Below are 21,406 nucleotides of genomic sequence, written 5' to 3' on the forward strand. Positions count from 1 at the left end.
CCGGTTTCAGGCCATTATGCGGTCTGGCAAAGTGCGAATGCGGCCATGTCCCTGCGGATGCGGTTCTCCCAGCCGATTGCGCCATCCTGACGGGCGAGTTCGAGAGCAAATGTCAGGCTGGTGCGTCCCTGTTCCAGACTGTTCTGGGTGTTGTGGCGGATCAGGATCGCACCGCGTACCCGGTGAAGTTCGGCCAGACACCATTTTTCGCCAGATTGTGTGCAACCGGCAATGGCGGCATCAATGGTTTTGATCGCAGCGTCATAATCGCCAAGAGCTTCCTGTGCCTGTGCCATGACGGATTGAAAATAGGATTGAAACAGCACGAAGCCACCATGTTGCAGGGTCGCAAGACATGATTGCATCAGGTGCAGGCAATCGCGGGGCCTGCCATTAATCAGATGCAGTTCCGCATCGAAACAGTCCGCATAACAGTGCCAAACATCAAGCGATAACGCCTTGGTATGGTCGCGCAATTGCGCGATATAGGTGGCAGCCAGATCATGTTTGTCTGACAGAATGGCAATCGGGCAGCCTGCTTCGGCCAGAAGGGTACAGAGCGAAATATCGTGCGAAATGTCTGTCAGATATTCAAGGGTTTCGGAAATCTTGCCAAGCGCACCCTCCGTGTCCCCCAGAACCCATGAAAGACGCGCCAGAATGACAATGGCCGTCACCCGCTGATCAAACTGGAAACGGATCGAATGCTGACCTGCCGAGAGGGCTTTGTAATCGGCAAGCATTTTGGTCAGGATATTTTGTGCATCCTTGTGCTGCCCCAGCCAGTGCAGGGTTGCACCATGCAATCGCTCTCCGATGACCCTGTCTGCGATATCGGGCGACGTTTGCGCCAGTTTCTGAAATTTTTTGGCCAGTTCAAGGCCAAGCCTTGGCTCTGCACGGTTGATGGCATCGACCCATAATGCCCAGATCGCCCGAAGCTGATAGTCAAGGTCGCCGAGATCTTCGGCAATGGCAAGGGCGGTGGTCCATGCGGCGATGCCATGTTCCGGCGCATTGATGGCACGTAATTGCGGCCAGCCAAGTGCGGCATAAAGCTGCATGCGGCTGCGTTCGTCGCGTCCCGGTTTGGCATCAAGATATGCCAGCGCCTGTGTCACGTGGTTCAGACATTCGTCGAGAAGCGACAGACGGAAAAACAGTGGCAGGGCCACCACCGTCAATCGTGCGCCAAGTACCGGATCGCCATCATCGCCAAAGGCCCATTGCAGGGCGACCCTTAAATTCGCGACCTGTTGGAAATCCTGATATTCCTGCCTGGCGCGCGCGGTGGCCGAGAGTTCGTAGCTCTTGCCATCGTAAAGATCGCATATATGACAGACGAACTTCTGCATGACCTGAGTCTTTTCGTCTTCGTCGTCGAGCTTTTGCAGGGCATAAAGACGCGTGGTATCAAGCAGGCGATAACGGGTTTCGGAGGGGGCCGCATCGGCAACGATCAGTGATTTGGCCACAAGCGATGGAAGAATATCGTGGGCATCGCCGTTGCTTAAGATCGCGTTGGCACTATCAATGGTGAAGGGCCCGCGAAAAACGGACACTTCCCGAAGTGCGCGTTGTTCGGCGGCGGACAGGATCATATAGCTCCAATCCAGGGTCGCGGTCAGGGTCTGATGACGTGGCAGGGCGGTGCGTCTGCCGCGTGTCAGAATGCGAAAACTGTCGGCCAGTGATTTTTCAAGGGGTTCTAGCCCGATGGTTTCTAGCCGTCCGGCGGCCAGTTCAATCGCCAGCGGAATTCCATCCAGCCGGACACAGATTTCAACAATATGTGCGAGATCGGCATCATCGGGGGCAAAGCCGCCAAGGAACCCGTCAGCGCGTTCAATGAATAACTGCACCGCCGGGGACTGCCGGGCGGTCGCAGTATCTTTGACATCGGGCAGGTCAAGGGCGGGAAGCCGGTGGACCCGTTCCCCATAAGCCCGCAGCGGTTCGCGGCTGGTCGCGAGAATGCGAAGACCCGGTGCCCGGTCGAGAAGTTCTTCGGCAAAGCTTGCGGCACTTTCGATCAGATGTTCGCAGCAATCGAGAACCAGAACGGCCTTGCCCGAATGCAGGTTGGCGGCGATTTCCCCGATGATATCATTGCTGCGTGGCAGGATGCCGATTGCCGATGCGACGACGGTTGGGACCAGATTGCCAAGTTCGACTTCCGACAAATCAATCCAGATCGTGTGTTCGGGGGCGGCTCCATTTGCGACGACCGCGCGGGCGACAATCGATTTGCCAATCCCGCCCGGGCCGACAATGGTCAGCAGTCGGGAGATGGATAATTGTTCTGTCAGGCTTTCAATCAGCTGGTCGCGACCAAAAACCCGCGATAAGGGCCTTGGCATGACAACAGGAGAACGGGCCGGGATGATATCGGATGTCGGCGTGCTGATCTTATCGGCGGGCGAACTGTTTCCATTGTCGGTATCGGGTGATTTTGTGACGCGTTGCACTGCTGCGATGAAGGTGTATCCGCGTCCGGGAATGTTGGCGATGAAGGCTGGTGCCTGTTTGGTGTCTTCGAGTGCCTTGCGAAGTGCGGATATATGCACCCGCAGATTGGCTTCTTCGACAAAGGTGTCGGGCCAGACATGCTTGACGATATCGGCATTGGTGTGCAATTCACCGGCATGGCCTGCCAGATAAAGCAGGATATCCATGGCTCGGCTGCCTATGGGCACAGCTTTTCCGTCACGCAAAAGAGCGCGCCGGGTAGGCAAGATCGTGAAGGGGCCGAATGAAAGCTCTTCTTCCACGCAACGATCACCCTGCGGACATTCCGCGAGGTGTGCCTCCAGATGGGTTTCTCAAATGGAATGACTATAAGGTATCACAAAAGTTGTTTTACACCAGCGCGTTATTGCGCTGCGTCATACTACTTTCGATGATATTTTAATGACCATGAGCCGGAAATGGGAATTGTCGTCGTTATGAGAACTCCCACTCGATCACATGCCGGTAAGTCTCGCCCGGATTGAGCCACGGGCTTGGGAAATCCGGGCGGTTGGGGCTGTCGGGGAAGGTTTGGGGTTCAAGGGCGATGCCGCCTGATTTGTGAAGGGGGCGGCCATCGGGTGTTTTCATCGCGTCGGTGAAATGCTGCGATAGGTAGAATTGCAATCCGGCCTCGGTCGAGAACAGTTTCATCGTCCGGCCGCTATCGGGATCGGACAGGGTTGCGATCTGTTTAAGTGGTCCGCGCGCGCCATTGAGGCAGAAATTGTGATCAAAGCCCTGATCGGCATTCAGAAGGTTCTGTGCGATCACGGCGGGGTTTCGGAAATCATAGCTGGTTCCGGCAACGTCGCGGCGCCCGGCAAGCGGGATCAGGCGATCATCAATCGGAAGATAGGCATCGGCATTGATTTGCAGGATATGCAGGGCCGCGCATTTATCAAACCGCCCTGTCAGGTTCCAATAGGCGTGGCTGGTCATATTGACCGGGCAGGTCTGATCGCAGGTTGCCGTGATTTCAAGGCGCAGCCGATTTTCAGCGACAATCGAATAGGTCGCGGTGGCCGCGAAATTCCCCGGATAGCCCTGATCGCCATCAGGGCTTTCGAGGTGGAAGGCGATTTTGTGATCAGAGTTTTGCGTAACCGACCAGTCGTGTCGATCAAAGCCGGTGATGCCGCCATGCAGGTGTGTGGGGCCTTCATTGGCGGCCAGTGTCACCCGGTCACCATTCGGGGCGATATAGGCCGAATTGGCGATGCGGTTGGCATAGCGCCCGCAGACCGCACCGATATAGCTGTCATGGGTGGCGTAGGAATCATCATCAGGCAGGCCGACAGTGATATTGGTTTCCGTGCCATCGTCATTACGCAGCCAAAGCTCCCGGATACGCGCCCCATAGGGGGATAGCAGGATTCGCATTTTTGCGGTCCTGATTTGCAGGGTTCCTGCCGGTGCCGGGTTCATCGGGATTGCTGTCGGGTTTTTCGACATGTCGCCTCATTTTATCTGCAAATAGCTGTTTTATTTAGACTTTGCGGTTTTTTCATCCGCTGTCAACCACGCTTTCTACGCGAAAGTGGGGAGGCGCATTTAGGCCGTTGAGTTCCTTCAAATCATATTGTATTACTATATGGCTTTTAGCAATAAAACAGCCTTTAGGGAGGAAATAATGAAAAGTCTCAAGCAGCTTGCAGTTTCGACAGCAGCCCTTGGTGTTGCACTTGGTCTGTCCTTTGCGGCACAGGCCGAAATGATGATCGGCTTCTCGCAGATCGGGTCGGAAAGCGGCTGGCGTACGTCCGAGACGGAATCAATCAAAGCCGAAGCGGAAAAGCGCGGCATTGATCTGAAATTCTCGGATGCGCAGCAGAAACAGGAAAACCAGATCAAGGCGGTCCGTTCCTTCATCGCCCAGGGCGTTGATGGCATTCTGCTGGCACCGGTTGTTGAAACCGGCTGGGATCAGGTGCTTCAGGAAGCCAAGGATGCCGGTATTCCTGTCGTTCTGGTCGACCGTGGGGTTGCGGCCGATGAAAGCCTGTATCTGACCAAGGTTGCATCCGACTTCGTGGTGGAAGGCGCGCTTGCAGCCGCATGGCTTGCAGCGGAAACCAACGGCGTTTGTGATGTTGTCGAGCTTCAGGGTACTGTTGGCTCGTCGGCTGCCAATGACCGCAAGGAAGGTTTTGAGTCCGTTGTCGGCAACTTCCCGGGCATCAGCATCATCCGTTCCCAGTCGGGCGATTTCACCCGTTCGGGCGGCAAGGAAGTCATGGAAAGCTTCCTGAAAGCCGAAGATGGCGGCAAGAACATCTGTGCGGTTTATGCCCATAACGATGACATGGCGCTTGGTGCGGTTCAGGCAATCAAGGAAGCCGGTCTTAATCCGGGGGATGACATCCTGATCGTATCGATTGATGCGGTTCCTGATATCTTCAAGGCGATGGCCGATGGTGATACCAATGCCACCATCGAGCTGAACCCGCATCTGGGCGCACCGGCCTTTGACGCGATCAAGGCATCCATGGACGGCCAGGAAGTGCCGAAATGGATCAAGGCCAATGGTCCGCTTTATCTGCCTGATACCGCTGCCGAAGAATACAAAATGCGCAGCAAGTAAGGCCGTTATCCGCAACCGTGCGCCTTACCGTGCGGTTGGGGTGACGCAACTGGCGTGATGTCTGAACGCATCCCCGTCTGAGGCGGGGGTGCGTTTGGACGCATCCGGGCATGAATTTCGTGCCGTGTATGATGTGTCAAAGCCAGTGAACATAAAGGGAGAGGGGCTATCCATGTCTGAGAAGACGCAATCCGTGCTGTCAGTACGCGGGGCGGGAAAGTTTTTTCCCGGCGTCAAAGCCTTGCAGGATGTCGATTTCGATTTGCGATCCGGTGAAATTCACGCGCTTCTGGGTGAAAACGGTGCCGGGAAATCGACCCTGATCAAGGTGATTACCGGAGTTCATCCGCGCGATGCCGGGACCGTCCTGCTTGACGGGCAGGAAATCCATCCAAATCATCCGGGCGACGCGCAGGCGCTTGGCATTTCGACGGTTTATCAGGAAGTGAACCTGGTTCCCACGCTGTCGGTTGCCGAAAACCTGATGCTGGAACGCCAGACGTTGAAATTCGGGTTTATTTCGTGGAAGAAAACCGAAAGCGATGCCAAGGCCGCACTTGAAACGCTGGGTCTTGATATTGATGTCAACCGGCCGCTGGGTTCCTATTCGGTGGCGATCCAGCAATTGGTCGCGATTGCGCGTGCGGTGGCACTGGATGCGCGGGTTCTGATCCTTGACGAACCAACCGCAAGCCTTGATGCCGAGGAAATCCGCACCCTGTTTCGCATCATGAACGAACTGCGTGCCAAGGGGCTTGGCATTGTGTTTGTCACCCATTTCCTGGATCAGGTTTACGCGATCACGGACCGCATCACGGTCCTGCGCAACGGGCGGCTTGTCGGCACGTTTGTCACCAAGGAACTCGCACAGATTGACCTGATCAATCACATGCTGGGCCGGGAACTGGCCGAAGTCAGTTCGCACCGCCATCAGGATGAAAGCAATTTCACCGGCAAGGGCCGCCAGATCCAGATCAAGAATCTGGGCAAGAAGCGCGTGCTTGAACCCGTGACGCTTGACCTTTCGGGCGGCGAGATTGTCGGTCTGGCCGGGCTTCTGGGATCAGGCCGGACGGAGCTTTCGGAGCTTATTTTCGGGGCGAAAAAGGCCGATAGCGGCCTTGTGTTCCTTGACGGGGAGCCGGTGATGCTGCGATCCCCGCGCCATGCCATCCGGTCGGGTTTCGGGCTTTGCCCCGAGGACCGCAAACAGGATGGTATTGTGGCCGAGCTTAGCGTGCGTGAAAACATCATGCTGGCCCTTCAGGGGCGGCGGGGCTGGCTGCGCCCGATTGCACGTGCCGAGCAGCAGAAAACAGCCGATGAGATGATCAAGGCGCTGGGGATTGCAACACCGGACAGTGAAAAGCCCGTCGGGCAACTGAGTGGTGGCAATCAGCAGAAGGTCATTCTGGCGCGCTGGCTGGTTTCCAAGCCGATTTTCCTTATTCTTGACGAGCCGACACGCGGCATTGATGTGGGCGCACATGCCGATATCATCAAGCTGATCAAGGAGCTTTGTGACGAGGGGCTGGCGCTGCTGGTGGCGTCATCCGAGCTTGAGGAAATCGTTGCCTTTGCTGACCGGGTTGCGGTGATGCGCGACCGCCAAAAGGTTTCCGAACTTACGGGTGCCGAAATCACGCAGGACAGGATCATCGAGGCGATTGCACGATGACCAGCTTGCAGGACAAAAAGAAATTACGGGAAAGCAGCACCATGTCTGCATCTTCTTTGCTGAGCCGGCAGTGGTTTGGCCCGGTGGCGGCCCTTGTGCTGATCATTCTGGGTATCGGGATCATATCGCCGGACTTTTTTGATATTCGCATCGTTGACGGGCATCTTTACGGATCGCTTGTTGATGTGGTGCATCGCGGCGCGTCAACCGCCCTTGTCGCGGTTGGTATGGCGGTGGTCATTGGCACGCGGGGCATTGATCTTTCGGTCGGATCGGTGATTGCGATTTCGGCCGCGGTGATGGCGGTTCTGATCCGTGATACCGATCTGCATCCCGCCGTCATCATCCTGGCTGCCCTTGGCGCCGGGGTGCTGTGCGGGCTGTGGAACGGGATGCTGGTGGCCTATCTTGATATCCAGCCGATCATCGCGACCCTGATCCTGATGGTGGCCGGGCGCGGGATTGCGCAGATGATCACTGATGGGCAGATCGTGACCTTCCACGGGGCGTTTTTCGAAGGGATTGGCAGCGGTTATCTGCTGGGTATTCCGTGGCGGGTGATCATTGCCGCGGTGGTGATTGGGGCGCTTTACGGCGTGATGCGCAAAACAGCCCTTGGCCTGTTTGTTGAATCGGTTGGCGGCAATGCACGCGCCAGCCGTCTTGCGGGTATTGATGCGCGCGGGATCAAGCTTCTGGCCTATGCGATTTCGGGGCTTTGTGCGGCCTTTGCCGGGATCATTATTGCCGCCGATATTCGCGGGGCAGATGCCAACAATGCCGGGCTGTGGCTTGAACTGGATGCCATTCTGGCGGTTGTTATTGGCGGTGCGTCGCTGATGGGCGGGCGGTTCTTTATCGGCATGACGGTGATCGGGGTTCTGATCATTCAGTCGCTGACCACGGGCATTTTGCTGTCGGGTTTGCCGTCGCAATATACCCTGATCGTCAAGGCGGCGGTGGTGATGGTGGTTCTGCTGGTGCAGGCACCGAAATCACGCGAACTGGCGGGCAAGGCGTGGGAAAAGATCGGCAGCCGGAAGGTGCGGGGGAATTCCGATGAAAATTAATGAACGTTATTACCCGTTACTCGCCACTTTGGCGGTGCTGGCCCTGCTTTATGGTTACGGGATTGCCGAACATCGGGCGTTTTCAGACACTTATGTTTTGGGTGCGCTTCTGACCGATAATGCGTTTCTGATCATTACCGCGGTCGGCATGACATTCGTTATCCTGTCGGGCGGGATTGATCTTTCGGTCGGCTCGATGATTGCCTTTGTCGGCGTATTGATGGCCGAACTGGTCACCGGGTTTGGTATGCATCCGTTGGTGGCGGTGGTGATTTCGATTGCGGTCGGGACGCTTTTCGGGGCCTTCATGGGGGTGATTATCGCCAAATTCGATATCCAGCCCTTTATCATCACCCTGGCGGGGATGTTTTTCCTGCGCGGGATGTGCTTTTTGATCAACCTTGATTCCGTGCCGATTGACCATCCGTTTGTCGCCGATTTCAGCGGATTTAAAATCCCGTTGCCGGGGCGTGGCTGGGTCAGTGCGGCGGCGTTGCTGATGCTGATGACGGTGATTGCCGGGGTGGTGATTGCGCATTACACCCGGTTCGGGCGCAATGTCTATGCCATTGGCGGGGACCGCCAATCGGCGGAATTGCTGGGCATTCCGGTGCAGGGCACGATCATCCGGGTTTACACTTTGTCGGGCTTTTTCAGTGCCTTGGCCGGTGTTGTTTTCGCGTTTTATACCGCGTCGGCCTATCCGCTGGCAGCCGTCGGGGTGGAGCTTGACGCAATTGCGGCGGTGGTGATTGGCGGAACACTTCTGACCGGGGGCATGGGCTTTGTGGTCGGCACCTTCTTTGGCGGGATCATCATGGGGGTGATCCAGACCCTGATCGCGTTTGACGGGTCGCTCAATAGCTGGTGGACCAAGATCATGATCGGGGCGCTTCTGTTTGGCTTTATCGTGCTGCAACGCCTGATTACCCGGTCATTTTCGGGGATGCGGGCCGGGGCGGGGTAAGCCACGAAAGGGCCGGGAACCGGTCATATCATAGCGTAAAATCCGGGCCGGGGCGGTGGTGCTGCCCCGGCCCGAATTGTTTTCAGGGGCGTTCATTCCGGCGGTCAGAACGCGGGTTTTGGGGCCGGTTTTTTATGAAGTTATTTTTCATAATCAATCCGATTTTTCATTTTTGGTGAATAATGGATCGGGAAGCGGCGTGGCGAAGATCGTGACCATGCGTTTCGGGCACGAAAAACCGGCTTTTATTTGTGTGAGGAATACGGGTTTTGGCCGTCATGAGACGAAAAACGGCTTTTTATTTGTATGAGGAATGCAAAAGGGGCCGTCCTGATGACAGCCCCGTTTTTGTCTTTTGCCGCACTTTGGGCGCGATGACATCGCCGGGTCCGTGAGGCGGGATCAAAGCGATATCCAAAGCGATATCACAGACTGGTCAAAGCAGTATCAGAGACCGATCACGTCCCAGTCATGTTCGCTTTTCATGCCGAGCTGCTGACGGAGTTGCAGCATGGTGCGGCTGAGCAGGTTGCGCATGGCTTCGCGGGCGTCGCCGGGTTCGCGGTGCGCGATGGCGCGGTAGACCGCGAAATGGTCGGGCAGGGATTTGACATGCGCCTTTGGCCCGCCCGAAGACAGGCGGAACGAGCCGATGAGCGCGGTTTCAATCAGCATGCCGAACGATTTCATGAAATCATTGCCCGACGCATCCAAAATCGCCTGATGGAAAACAAGGTCGGTGATATAGACGGCCTCGGTACCCAGTTCGGCATTTTCCATGCCGGTATAGGCGGCCTCGATGGTGGCGAGCTGTTCCTCGGTCGCGCGTTCGGCGGCCATGGCGGCGGTGTTGGGCTCGATGATCATGCGGGTTTCAAACAAGCCATACAGAAACGCCGGATCGGGATCGGGGAAATGCCAGGACAGAACATCGGGGTCCAGAAGGTTCCAGCTTGTGCGCGGTTTGACGCGCGTGCCGGTTTTCGGACGGCTTTCGATCAGCCCCTTGGCCGAGAGGATCTTGATCGCTTCGCGGAGCGCCGTGCGCGATACGTCAAGCGATTCACTCAAGGCCGCCTCGGTCGGGAGGACATCGCCCGGTGCCAGTTTGCCCGAAACGATCCGTGATCCCAGATCATGGGCAACGATGCTGTGCAGGCTGCGTTTGGCATAGGTTCGTGACATGGACGATGGCATTCAAATTCCTCCGGTGCGGTCTTTTGATATCTGTGTAAAGCGGTGGCTGGATCGGTGATCGCACTCTGACATTATTCATATAATATGAATTTATTTTAAGGGCAACTTCCGTGCGCCCGATAATGCCTTGTGCTGCAACGCATATATTTATTTCGGTGGCTGTGCGCCGCGGGTGATTGCACCCTATCGGAGGTGTCATTTTTATAGACCACTTATCACCAAATAAGAAGCAGTGAGTTTGGCATTGTCCCGGACCCGGATGTTGCCGGTTTGCGGCTTGACAGCAAGCCACATCCTGATAATTAATGTTATTGTATGAAGAATAAAAGAACAAGACTGTCAGGAGGAAGCGCCCCATCGCACGGCAACGGGTATTGTAAACGGGTATCATAATCCGGCCCGAAAGATGCGCGATGGTGGATTTTCGCAAAATTTGCGGGCAGGCGGGCGAGATGTTTTGCATTTACCCGATCACCTGACGTGATGTGATGCCCCTTACGTACCCCTTATCGGGTGCATCCTGCCAGTTTGAACCCTGATCCCCGATCATGGCGTGCCGGAGGGAACCGGCACCCGGATCAGGGATCAGCACACAAAGACCAGATGACGGGAGAGCCTACGATCATGTCCGATCGCATGCCAACGAACTATACCAGCCTTGCCGATAAATCGGTTTTCATCACCGGCGGTGCCACGGGCATTGGCGAGGCGCTTGTAACCGCCTTTGTCGAGCAGGGGGCGAAAGTCGCCTTTGTCGATATTGCCGAGGAAGCGGGCCATGCGCTTGTTGAAAAGCTGGGCAAGGATGCCAAGAACAAGCCGCTTTTCATCACATGCGACATCACCGATATCAAGGCGCTTCAGGATGCGGTGGCGCTGGCGGCCAAGGCCAATGGCCCGATCACGGCACTGCTGAACAATGCCGCCAATGACACCCGCCATAAATGGCAGGACGTGACGCCGGAATATTGGGATGAGCGCCAGGCGATCAATATCCGCCCGTCGTTTTTTGCCATTCAGGCGGTCGCCCCGATGATGCAGAAGGCCGGGGGTGGCGCGATTGTCAATTTCGGGTCGGTGAGCTGGATGATGGGACAGGGCGGCATGCCGGGCTATACCACGGCAAAGGCCGCAACCCATGGATTGACGCGCGGCATGGCGCGTGACCTTGGCAAGGATGGCATCCGGGTCAATACGCTGGTGCCCGGCTGGGTCATGACGCAGCGCCAGCTTGACCTTTGGGTTGATGAAGCCGCCGAGCGCGAGATTGACGAGCGCCAGTGCCTTAAAAACAGGGTGATGCCGAGCGACATCGCACGCATGGCGCTTTTCCTGACCTCGGATGAAAGCCGCATGGTCACGGCACAGAACTTTATCGTTGATGGCGGCTGGGTCTGATCGCGGTCTGATCGACCGGAAAATACCCCCGATTTTACGAACAGAGACATTATCAGGACAGATTTCATGAGACTGGTTCAATACAAGGATACGAGCGGCGCGCAGCATGTGGCCGTGGTCGAGGATGCCAAAACCCTGATCCCGCTTAAGGCGGTTGCCTCCACGCGCGAGCTTGCCAGCATCGCGATATCGCAAGGGGTGACAATGATTGAGGCGGCAAAGGCCCGCCTGGGCGACACCAATGTGGATTATGACGAGGTCGCCAAATCCGGCCGGTTGCTCCCCCCGATCACCCATGCCGATCCGGCGCATTTCCTTGTGACGGGCACGGGCCTTACCCACCTTGGCTCTGCCTCCGCGCGCGCCAACATGCACAAGGCCGATAACAAGGCGGCCGATGAAACAGATTCCATGAAGATGTTTCGCATGGGGGTCGAGGGCGGCAAGCCAAAAGCCGGCGAACAGGGCGTGCAGCCGGAATGGTTTTACAAGGGCGATGGCTCCGTCGTTGCCAATCCGGGCGCGGATATCCCAAGCCCGTCCTTTGCTCTTGATGGCAGCGAGGAACCCGAAATTGCCGCGATTTACGTGATTGACCCCGAAGGCAATCCGGTGCGCATCGGCTTTGCGATTGGCAACGAGTTTTCCGACCATGTGATGGAACGCCAGAATTACCTTTATCTGGCGCATTCGAAACTGCGCGCGTGTGCGATGGGGCCGGAACTGCTTCTGGGCGATCTGCCAAGCCATGTTGAAGGCACGTCACGGCTTTATCGCGATGGCAAGGTGATTTGGGAAAAACCGTTCCTGAGTGGCGAGGACAATATGTCTCATTCTCTCGCCAATCTTGAATACCATCACTTCAAATATGATCTGTTCTGCCGTCCGGGCGATGTGCATGCGCATTTCTTTGGCACGGCGACGCTTTCCTTTGCCGATGGCATCAAAACGCAGGATGGCGACGAATTCGAGATCGAGGCCGCCCCGTTTGGCCGCGCATTGCGCAACCGCCTCAAAACACAGGCGGAACGCAAGGTGACGATCAGGTCGATCTGATTGATCGGATCGATCTGACGCCCAAGGGATATCAGGGTTTTACCAAGGGGCCACGATAAAAGCCCCGTCTCCCTCCAGAGCACTTCGTGCCCCGGCTCAAGTTATTGGGCCGGGGTTTTGTTTTGGGGGAGGTATATATCCGGCGGCGACAAGTTATTAATTGTACAATTGTCCAATATGTTGTACATATGACTTGAGGGCAGATACAGGAGAGTTGCCGTGCAAGTGTTGCCATATAGCCGCGCCAGACAGGCGTTTGCAGATTTGATGAAGGCTGCGAATACCGATCATACACCGTTTCATATTACGCAGAAATCAGGTGATGATGTGGTGATCATCAGCAAGGCGGATTACGATGCCATGCAGGAAACCATGCACCTTCTTTCAAGTCCGGCCAACGCGCATCGCCTCAACAGGTCGATTGCCGAACTAGAAGCAGGTAATGGCGTTGAACGACCGCTTGTCGAAGAATGAAGCTGATCTGGAGCGAGGATGCTTGGCAGGATTATCTTTACTGGCAGGCAACCGACAGGAAAATGGTAACGCGGATTAACGGCCTTATCAAAGAGATCAAGCGCACGCCATACGAAGGGACGGGAAAGCCGGAACCCTTGCGCCACAATTGGTCGGGATATTGGTCACGGAGAATTAGCCAAGCAGATCGTCTGGTTTACAAGCATACAGATGACGCAATCTATATTGCACAGGCGCGGTATCATTACTGACTGAATTGTTGTGAGTAAGGGGGCAGCTCCCTTTTTCTTCAGTCCCTCCAGAGCACTTCGTGCCCCCGGCTCATGTTATTGGGTCGGGGTTTTGTTTTAGGTTTTTGCGGGAATAAGGACTGAATATTTTTCTGTATAAGTTGTGTTCGCTATTTGAGGTAGCAAGCATGAATGTTACTAAATAAGAACAAACTAAACTTCATCAGGGCTTGTAGTGGGTTATGCTAGAAAAACTCTCCAAATTTTCGATGCCTGTAGTCAGTTGGTTCAAGAATTCTGTTCCGGATAATTCTGATTATGTCGATCTTGCCCCTACAGATAAAGCCGATCCTGACGGAATTTATTCTGACGCTCTGCTTCATGCGACCAAAAATCCGAATGTTTATAATATTGCTCTTACCGGGCCTTATGGTTCGGGAAAAAGCAGCATCATCAAAGCCTTTCTAAGACGATACAAAAAACATTGGTTCCTCAAAAAACCAGTTTTGCAAATCTCTTTGGCCTCCTTTTTGCCGGAAGCGGCTGCACCTGATGGAGAAGTGACCAAGCAGGAGATCGAGCGAAGTATCTTGCAGCAGATGCTTTACGGGGCAGATGCAAATAGTCTCCCGCTATCAAGATTCAAACGCATTCGGTCTCCAAAGTGGTGGTCTTTGTTTGTGTGGCCGTTTGCTATTGTTGGAATGCTGGCGTGCTGGAAATTAATAGACCAGCGAGCCGCGATCTTGGATCTTTCGTTTTTTCAGCCACTAGATGAAACCAACTGGTTCAACCTAAGTTGTTTTAGCTTGGGGGTTGCATTCGTTTGGCTGGTATTGCATCAGATATATGTCAAAAGCCTCGGTATTTCTTTAAGGAGCATTTCGCTCAAGGATATCGAGATAAAGCCTCATGCCACCGAGCAAGAGTCCATTCTCAATCGTCATCTGGATGAGATCATATATTTCTTCCAGTCCACGGACTACGATTTGGTTGTGATCGAAGATTTGGATCGCTTCAATAATTCCGATATTTTCGTGACCTTGCGTGAGATCAACAGTCTCATCAATGCTAATGCAGGTGTCAAACGACAGATTCGTTTTCTCTATGCGCTTAGAGACAACATGTTTGTGAACACGGATCGAACCAAGTTCTTTGAGTTCATTATTCCCGTAATACCGATCATTAACAGCTCTAATTCAATCGACAAAATGATTGAACAAGAAGAACGCCTGTCTCTTGCAAAGCGTCTTGATCGTCAGTTTTTGAAGGAGGTATCTCGCTATCTGAATGACCTGCGCTTGATCCAGAACATCTTCAACGAGTATGTCATTTATCGCAAAAATCTCGTTACCACTCTCGATCCAAACAAGCTACTTGCTGTCCTGATTTATAAAAACGTATTGCCAAGCGACTTCGAAGAGCTGCACCGGGAAAAGGGTAAACTTGTTGGGATACTCCGTAAGTATGCTGAGTTGATCGCCAAATCAGAGAATAGTTACAAGGTACAAATATCAGAATTAGATAAGAAGATTAAGGATATTGAAAAGCAAGTTCCATCCAATTTGAACGAGCTACGCAAGATTTACGCGATGACTTTGATATCCAAGTTGCCTGTAAGCCTCACAGTCGTTCCATTTAATGGTAAGCAGAACATTCCGATTCAATCGCTTTGGAATGATGAAGTATTTGACCAAATATTTGAAAAGCCGCAGTTCACGTATCGATTTGGGTCTCAGAATTCTCGTCAAGTAAATCTAGTGGAAATGCAGAAAGAGATTTGTTCGGATAAGACCTATATCGAGAGAAAGCAGGAGATAACTTGCGAAAGGGATTCTGCTTCAGAAGCTATCATTGACCTAAGAGCTAAAATTTCTAGCATTCGAATGAGGAATTTCAATGAACTCATTCGAATGGATACAGAAGGTTCTGAGAAATTATTTGAGGTATTTGATGAGAATAAGGAGCTTGTGAAGTTTCTGGTTTTTGAAGGGTTCTTGGACGACACATATTATCAATACACCTCTCTTTTCCATTCCGGTCGCCTTTCGCCTAACGACAACAGGTTTCTGATCCAAATCCGGGCATTCAACAATCCCGAGCCAGATTTCCAGATCGACAATCCGAAGGAAGTCATTGATGAGATGCGCAAAGATGACTTCCGGCGGCATTTCGTTCTCAATGTAATTCTTGTTGATTGCATGCTGAGCAATCCAAAAAAGTACGATCAGCAGATCACACGGCTCGTGGAATTTATTTCTTCAAACTTTGACGACTGTGATGAATTTTTCCAAACCTATTATGAAAGGGGAAAACGTATTTCTGAGCTGTTGTCCGAACTGATTGGAAAATGGTCTGGATTTGTAACAACCGCACTCGAAAGCTCGGATAACGTCACTCATGTTGCAAGGTTTATCGCTCATCTACCCAAAGGGTATCTCACATCTCTTTATCAAAAAGATGTCCAAATATCGGAGTTCCTCTCCGCGAATTTGTCCGAGGTTTTGGCGCGGGGAATTGATTTCAAGCCTGAGCGTCTCAAGCTGATTCCTTTCAATGCGCAAGAACTAAAGACTATCCGCCCATATCCCACAGTAGCTCGGCTACTTACCGATGAAGGGCTATACAAAGTTTCTATCCAAAATATTGAATTTATCTTTAGAGATGTATTGGGGTTGCCCTCCGTGGAAGAGCTGCAAACCAAGCACTACTCGACTGTTTTAAAAAGCGGCAACACAGTCCTGATCAACAAAGTGGAAGATGACTTCGAGCACTATCTAAAAAGCATTCTTCTCGCGCTTGAAAATAATACTGAAGAGGATGTTGCAACGATTATCAATGTGCTTAAGCACGACAAGATCGAAAGCGAACACCTTGAGGTATTCCTCGAAAAGCAATCAGCAAAGCTGCCTTCACTCGATGATATTCCACCGCGTTTTTATAAGCCGATATTCAAGTTGCAGAAGATCGAAGCATCATGGGAAAACTGTCTCGCGTTTATTACTAGCGAAGCGTTTGACGCTGAAACTCTCACGGAATTCCTGCAAACACATGATGCAGAATCCGAGTTATCTTCAATGCCGCTTGACGGAGGTGACGCCACGCTGCCGTTGCGGAAATTCTTGTTCAATAATAATGAATTGGAAGACGGCTTTTACAGGACTTATGTTCGCGCACTTCCGAGAAAGTTCTCGCAATTTCCAGCCGATATCGGCCCAGAAAAATTGTTAATCCTAGTTGAGGAAGAAAAAATTATCTTTTCTGAGGCTGCCTTTTCCCATTTGGCAGATTACCAAGATTATCAGGTACTTTTCATTGTCAAAAATATCGATAACTATTTTGATATCAAAGACGAACTATCACTTGATGATGACTTCCATGAAAAGTTGTTGAATTCTCAGATAGTCGATGCTCAAAAGTTAAAAATCGTCGACGATATGGATTTAAACTTGCTTGCTGGTTTGCCAAGCCGTGCTTCTGTAATCGGAAACCTGTTTCATCGCACCGGCTTTGATATTAGTGGTTTGACGGCAGAGGCCGCTCAAGCATTGATCGTCAATACTGATCCGATCGAGGTGCAAGTCTCACTGTTTAACAAATGTCACAAGATTTTATCTGATGATCAAATCAGGCAGATATTAGAGCAAATGCCAGAACCCTTCTCTGACTTCAAACCGGGAGGGGGGCACCCAAGAATACCTATTACGGAATCTAATGTTGAATTGGTGACATGGTTGGATAGGCGCAAAATCATCTCATCTTGGAAAAAGCTATTTTCTAGTATTTGGGTTTACAACTACAGGTCGTGAAATGAGAACGAATATTGCCCAGTGCGACGTTACAGCACGGCTGAGACATGGATTCCCGCTTTCGCGGGAATGACGGGGTGGGGTGGCTTGGTTTGGTTCGGCTTGGCATGGCTTGGCATGGTGTCGGGATGGTTTGGCGGTTCCGGGTGACTTGCGGGGCGGTTGGGTGCAAGCTGTGTGTTCGGCCTTGGGCTTTGCTTTGGGCTCCGTTCTGTGTTCCGCTTTTGGCGACACAGCGTGGTGGTTCGGGGGACTAGCCGGATGGTCGCGGGCGCGCCAGTCTGCATCATCGCCATCGGGCCGTCGCACCGGCAGGGCCGATAAAGTCGCCATACCCGTCCAAAGACCCGCAAAAGGATGACGCCCATGAGTTGGAACCCCGCACTTGAACCCGGCTGCCCCGATATTGTCGATAGTGACGCCATCGAGACCCTGATCATTCCGCGGTCCCGCGATCTGGGCGGGTTTGAGGTCAGGCGTGCCTTGCCCGCGCCAAAGCGCCAGATGGTCGGGCCGTTCATCTTTTTTGATCAGGCGGGACCGGCCGAATTCCTGACCGGGCAGGGTGTTGACGTCCGGCCGCATCCCCATATCGGGCTGGGTACGGTGACCTATCTGTTTCGCGGTGATTTCCATCATCGCGACAGCACCGGGGCCGATCAGATCATCAAGCCGGGGGAGCTTAACTGGATGGTGGCCGGGCGGGGTGTTTCGCATTCCGAACGCACATCCGCCACGGCGCGAAGCGGCCCCAACAGCCTGTTTGGCATCCAGACATGGCTTGCCCTTCCCGAAGCGCAGGAAGATATTGCCCCGACATTCGCCCATCACAGCAAGGGCACCCTGCCGGTGATTGAGGAAGACGGCGTTTCGGTACGGCTGATCCTTGGTACTGCCTATGGCGCGGTCGCCCCGGCGACGATGTTTTCCGAAACGTTCTATGCCGATGTGAAGCTTGACGCCGGGCGGATGTTGCCGATGCCCGATGATCACGAGGATCGCGGGATTTATATCGTCGAGGGGTCGATTTCGGTCGCGGGGCAGGATTTTGACGCCGGGCAGATGATGGTGTTCCGCCCCGGTGACAGGATTACGGTTGTGGCCGGGGAGCAGGGCGCGCGGCTGATGATCCTTGGCGGGGCAACATTTTCAGGCCCGCGTTATATCTGGTGGAATTTCGTGGCCTCGTCCAGGGAACGGCTGGAGGAAGCCAAGGCCGACTGGCGGGCGGAAAACTGGGGCAAGGGGCGGTTTGATCTGCCGGTTGATGACCGGGATGAATTTATCCCGCTGCCAGAGTGAATTGGCAGAGTGAATTAGCCGAGTGAATTGGCATAAGGAAACCCCGGCAGTGGTGACACTGCCGGGGTGCACTGGGCCCGCCTGGTCAGGCATCAGGGTGGGGGTGGGGCGATGCCTCGGTCCTGACCTCAGGCCTGTTCGGTTGCGGGAACAGGGCTGGTCCGCAGACCCAGTGTAACGATGATCGATGCGCCCACCAGCAGCATGCCGGCGATGGTAAACACGCCAAGTGCGCCGCTGGCATCAAACAGAAGGCCGCCAACGCCAGAGCCCGTCGCAATCGCAAGCTGGAAACCCGCGACCAGAAGGCCGCCGCCGCTTTCGGCTTCGTCCGGGACGGTACGCGTGATCCAGGTGGACCATGCGACCGGCACCCCGCCAAAGGCCATGCCCCAGATCGCGACAAGAACGGTGGTCGGGACAATCGCCCCCTGAATGGTGACCATGCCGATCCCGGCCAGCCCCATGATCATCGGCATCAGGGCAATCGTCATGCGCAGCGACCGTGCGACCAGCGCGCCGCCGACATAGGTGCCGATGAAATTGGCAAGACCAAAGCCGAGCAGAATGCCCGAAACGCCCGCCGTGGCAACGCCGGTGATGTTTTCAAGGAACGGCCGGACATAGGTAAACAGGGCGAAATGGCCGGTAATGATCAGGACCAGCGAAAACAGGCCGAATTTCATGCGCGGGCGGCTGATGACCTCGACCAATGTGCGCAGCGTCGCACGGCCCCGCGGCGGCATTTTCGGCAGGGTCAGGAACTGCACGACGAGGGCGAGCACACCGAGTAGGGAGGCGAGCAGGAACACATCGCGCCAGCCAATCACATCGCCAAGATAGCTTCCGAGCGGGGCGGCAAAGATGGTGGCGGCCGAAACACCGCTAAACAGGATCGAGAGCGCGCGCGGAATGCTTTTTTCCGGCACAAGGCGCATGACGGTGGCGGCCGACATGGTCCAGAACCCGCCAAGCGCGATCCCCAGCAGCACGCGACCGGCCAGCAGTACTGCAAAGCTTGGCGCGGTGGCGACCATGATGTTCGAGATGGTCAGAAGCACCGAAAAGCCCAGCAGGACATAACGGCGGTCAATGCTGCGCGTGACGGTCGCGGTCAGAAGGCTTGTGATCAGGGCCAGAACGGCGGTGGTTGACATCGCCTGACCGGCCAGGCCTTCGGTAATCTGCAGGTCATCGGCCATCGGGGTCAGCAGGCTTACGGGCAGGAATTCGGCCGTGACCAGCCCGAAAACCCCCAATGTCATGGAAATAACCGCCCACCAGGCCGGCGCGCCTTGCGCAGCAGCAGCCGTGGGCTTATTTACTGTCTCAGTCATCGAATGTCCTCTCGGATAGAGTGTTTGTGCATTGCAAACAGAATAGAGTGGACTCGCCGGACGGGCTATGCCAGTTTCTCCTTGATTATTGATCAATCGTCCGAAAAAAACACCGGAACGGATGACATGCAGATGCTTTCCAGTGACCTGATCAGCGAGCTTTTGCTCGGCATGCGGCTTGACGGGCTGCATTACAACCGCATCCAGATTTCCCCGCCCTTTGGCGTGCGATTTGGTGATGATCCGACGCGCGCACAGTTCCATTTCATCGCGCGCGGGCGGGTTTACCTGCGCACCGATAGCGGGGTTGTTCATACGCTTGAGGCAGGTGATGCGGTGCTTTTGCCGCGCGGGGGCATACATGCGCTGCTGTCCGATCCGTCCATCCCGTGCCTTGATGTGACCGATTACAGTGTGACGACGATCTGCCGCCGGGTGGATGATATTCATGCCTGCAAGGCGGAGCTGTGCCGCAGCACCGATACCCTGATTTTCAGTGGCTGCATGGAATTTGACTTGGGCGGGATGCATCCGCTGGTCAGCATGATGCCCGAGGTGATGCAGGTCGGCACCCTGATTGATCGAAACCCCGAACTTTTACCGGTGCTGGAAGCCATGGCGCGCGAAGTTTCGACAGAGCGCGCCGGTTTTGCCGGGATCCTGACGCGCCTTGCCGATGTGGTATCGGCATCGATCGTGCGCGACTGGGTCGAATGCGGATGTGGTGATGCGCAAGGTTGGGTCGAGGCATTGCGCGACCCGCGCATGGGGCGTGTGATTGCCGCCATCCATCGCGATCCGGGTCGCAACTGGACCGTCGAGGCGATGGCATCGGAAATGGGCAGTTCACGCTCGGTCTTTGCCGAAAGGTTCCTTGATGTCACCGGGGTAACGCCGCTTCGTTATGTGACCGAGCTTCGCATGCGCCTTGCCAGCCAGTGGATTACACGTGATCGCATGGCGATTGATGTGGTGGCCGAACGGCTTGGCTATGGCTCGCAGGCGGCATTCAGCCGGGCCTTCAAACGCACAACCGGCAAATCACCGGGCACGATCCGCAGCGCCAAACCGGCCCGTGACGGGGTGCCGGTTCAGCTTGCCTGAGCGGCCATTGCGATTGTTCCTATGGCAGCGACAGCAGGGCCATGGCGACGGATGCGATCAGCAGGGCGGCAAACAGGATATTGATGATCCGCCCGAAACGCGGATCGGAAAGCAGGCGCGCAAAGCCCGCCCCGAAAACCAGCCACAGGCTATTGACCAGCACGATCACCAGCGCCAGCGCCGCGATTTTAAGGGCGTTATCAAGCCATAGGGAATGTGGCGCGATGGCGTGTGCGGCATAGACCGCGCCGATGGCGGCGAAGGCCTTGGGATTGGCGATTGCCAGCATCACACCGCCGCGGAAATCGGGGGCCTTGGTTTTAGGGCTGGGTGCAGGAGTGGTTTCAGGCTGATGGGCTGATCTGTTGGCTGTTGCGTGGGCAGGCCTGATCGGGGCGGTGGCGATTTTCCACGCCAGATAAAGGATATAGATCGCGGCAATCGCCGTCAGGATTTGCCCGGCAATTGGATGGGCGAGAAGGGCGGTCGCAATGCCGGTGGCGACCAGCAGCAAAACGGCCGTGGTGCCGATGATGATCCCGCCGAGATAGCCAAGGCTTGGCCGGATGCCAAAGGCCGAACCACTGGCGGCCAGGCTTATGGTCGCGGGGCCGGGGCTTCCCATCAGCGGCAGGGCCGCCAGCCAAAGCAGCAGCAGATTTTCAATCACCATGATGCGCGCCTTTCCGGTT

The 21,406-nt window shown here is 54.8% G+C and carries 17 protein-coding genes; 12 read left to right on the plus strand and 5 right to left on the minus strand.

What is annotated here, in order from left to right; translation table 11 throughout:
- Window positions 1–14 precede the first annotated feature (14 nt).
- The gene (locus J7395_RS13525) at window positions 15–2,771 is read right to left on the minus strand and encodes a winged helix-turn-helix domain-containing protein (protein WP_348541228.1); all 2,757 of its coding nucleotides are present in this window, start codon (window positions 2,769–2,771) and stop codon (window positions 15–17) included.
- 172 nt (window positions 2,772–2,943) lie between these two features.
- A complete protein-coding gene (locus J7395_RS13530; RefSeq protein WP_348541229.1) occupies window positions 2,944–3,963 on the minus strand; it encodes an aldose epimerase family protein in 1,020 nt (339 codons plus the stop codon).
- A gap of 178 nt (window positions 3,964–4,141) precedes the next feature.
- On the opposite strand from J7395_RS13530, the gene J7395_RS13535 reads away from it, so the two are divergent.
- The 5 genes from J7395_RS13535 (at window position 4,142) to J7395_RS13555 (ending at window position 9,117) form a co-directional block, all read left to right on the plus strand.
- Window positions 4,142–5,092, plus strand: coding sequence for an ABC transporter substrate-binding protein (locus J7395_RS13535; RefSeq protein WP_062953026.1), 951 nt, complete (start codon window positions 4,142–4,144; stop codon window positions 5,090–5,092).
- Between the two features lie 172 nt (window positions 5,093–5,264).
- Window positions 5,265–6,770, plus strand: coding sequence for a sugar ABC transporter ATP-binding protein (locus J7395_RS13540; protein WP_209221859.1), 1,506 nt, complete (start codon window positions 5,265–5,267; stop codon window positions 6,768–6,770).
- Between the two features lie 41 nt (window positions 6,771–6,811).
- The gene (locus tag J7395_RS13545) at window positions 6,812–7,840 is read left to right on the plus strand and encodes an ABC transporter permease (RefSeq protein ID WP_052268416.1); all 1,029 of its coding nucleotides are present in this window, start codon (window positions 6,812–6,814) and stop codon (window positions 7,838–7,840) included.
- Window positions 7,830–8,807 carry a galactofuranose ABC transporter, permease protein YjfF gene (gene yjfF, locus J7395_RS13550; RefSeq protein WP_209221860.1) on the plus strand — a complete coding sequence of 326 codons (978 nt, stop codon included), beginning with the start codon at window positions 7,830–7,832 and terminating at the stop codon, window positions 8,805–8,807. Before J7395_RS13545 ends, yjfF begins: the two co-directional genes overlap by 11 nt.
- Before the next feature lie 55 nt (window positions 8,808–8,862).
- A complete protein-coding gene (locus J7395_RS13555; protein ID WP_209221861.1) occupies window positions 8,863–9,117 on the plus strand; it encodes a hypothetical protein in 255 nt (84 codons plus the stop codon).
- 137 nt (window positions 9,118–9,254) lie between these two features.
- Here J7395_RS13555 and J7395_RS13560 read toward each other — a convergent pair whose 3' ends face one another.
- Window positions 9,255–10,004 carry a FadR/GntR family transcriptional regulator gene (locus J7395_RS13560; RefSeq protein WP_007092507.1) on the minus strand — a complete coding sequence of 250 codons (750 nt, stop codon included), beginning with the start codon at window positions 10,002–10,004 and terminating at the stop codon, window positions 9,255–9,257.
- Window positions 10,005–10,628: 624 nt separating this feature from the next.
- On the opposite strand from J7395_RS13560, the gene J7395_RS13565 reads away from it, so the two are divergent.
- From J7395_RS13565 to J7395_RS13590, 6 genes are all read left to right on the plus strand, one after another.
- Complete coding sequence (locus tag J7395_RS13565; RefSeq protein WP_209221862.1) at window positions 10,629–11,402, plus strand: SDR family oxidoreductase; 774 nt, start codon at window positions 10,629–10,631, stop codon at window positions 11,400–11,402.
- A gap of 66 nt (window positions 11,403–11,468) precedes the next feature.
- Complete coding sequence (araD1, locus tag J7395_RS13570) at window positions 11,469–12,458, plus strand: AraD1 family protein (RefSeq protein ID WP_209221863.1); 990 nt, start codon at window positions 11,469–11,471, stop codon at window positions 12,456–12,458.
- Window positions 12,459–12,677: 219 nt separating this feature from the next.
- Window positions 12,678–12,932: a type II toxin-antitoxin system prevent-host-death family antitoxin gene (locus J7395_RS13575; RefSeq protein WP_082832882.1), complete on the plus strand. Its 255-nt coding sequence runs from the start codon at window positions 12,678–12,680 to the stop codon at window positions 12,930–12,932.
- On the plus strand, window positions 12,929–13,183 hold the full coding sequence (locus J7395_RS13580; RefSeq protein WP_209221864.1) for a Txe/YoeB family addiction module toxin: 255 nt from the start codon (window positions 12,929–12,931) through the stop codon (window positions 13,181–13,183). The genes J7395_RS13575 and J7395_RS13580 overlap by 4 nt, the downstream gene beginning before the upstream one ends.
- Before the next feature lie 221 nt (window positions 13,184–13,404).
- Window positions 13,405–16,971 (plus strand): hypothetical protein, encoded by a 3,567-nt coding sequence (locus tag J7395_RS13585; protein WP_209221865.1) that lies wholly within the window; start codon window positions 13,405–13,407, stop codon window positions 16,969–16,971.
- A gap of 366 nt (window positions 16,972–17,337) precedes the next feature.
- The gene (locus J7395_RS13590; RefSeq protein WP_209221866.1) at window positions 17,338–18,273 is read left to right on the plus strand and encodes a pirin family protein; all 936 of its coding nucleotides are present in this window, start codon (window positions 17,338–17,340) and stop codon (window positions 18,271–18,273) included.
- Between the two features lie 128 nt (window positions 18,274–18,401).
- On the opposite strand, the gene J7395_RS13595 is transcribed toward J7395_RS13590, so the two are convergent.
- The gene (locus J7395_RS13595; RefSeq protein ID WP_209221867.1) at window positions 18,402–19,610 is read right to left on the minus strand and encodes an MFS transporter; all 1,209 of its coding nucleotides are present in this window, start codon (window positions 19,608–19,610) and stop codon (window positions 18,402–18,404) included.
- Window positions 19,611–19,736: 126 nt separating this feature from the next.
- On the opposite strand from J7395_RS13595, the gene J7395_RS13600 reads away from it, so the two are divergent.
- Window positions 19,737–20,714, plus strand: coding sequence for an AraC family transcriptional regulator (locus J7395_RS13600; RefSeq protein WP_209221868.1), 978 nt, complete (start codon window positions 19,737–19,739; stop codon window positions 20,712–20,714).
- 19 nt (window positions 20,715–20,733) lie between these two features.
- Here the strand turns inward: J7395_RS13600 and J7395_RS13605 are convergent, their stop codons facing one another.
- Window positions 20,734–21,387, minus strand: coding sequence for a LysE family translocator (locus J7395_RS13605; protein WP_209221869.1), 654 nt, complete (start codon window positions 21,385–21,387; stop codon window positions 20,734–20,736).
- Between the last annotated feature and the right edge of the window lie 19 nt (window positions 21,388–21,406).

It is taken from the genome of Thalassospira sp. A3_1, from assembly GCF_017744215.1.
GTDB lineage: Bacteria > Pseudomonadota > Alphaproteobacteria > Rhodospirillales > Thalassospiraceae > Thalassospira > Thalassospira lucentensis_A.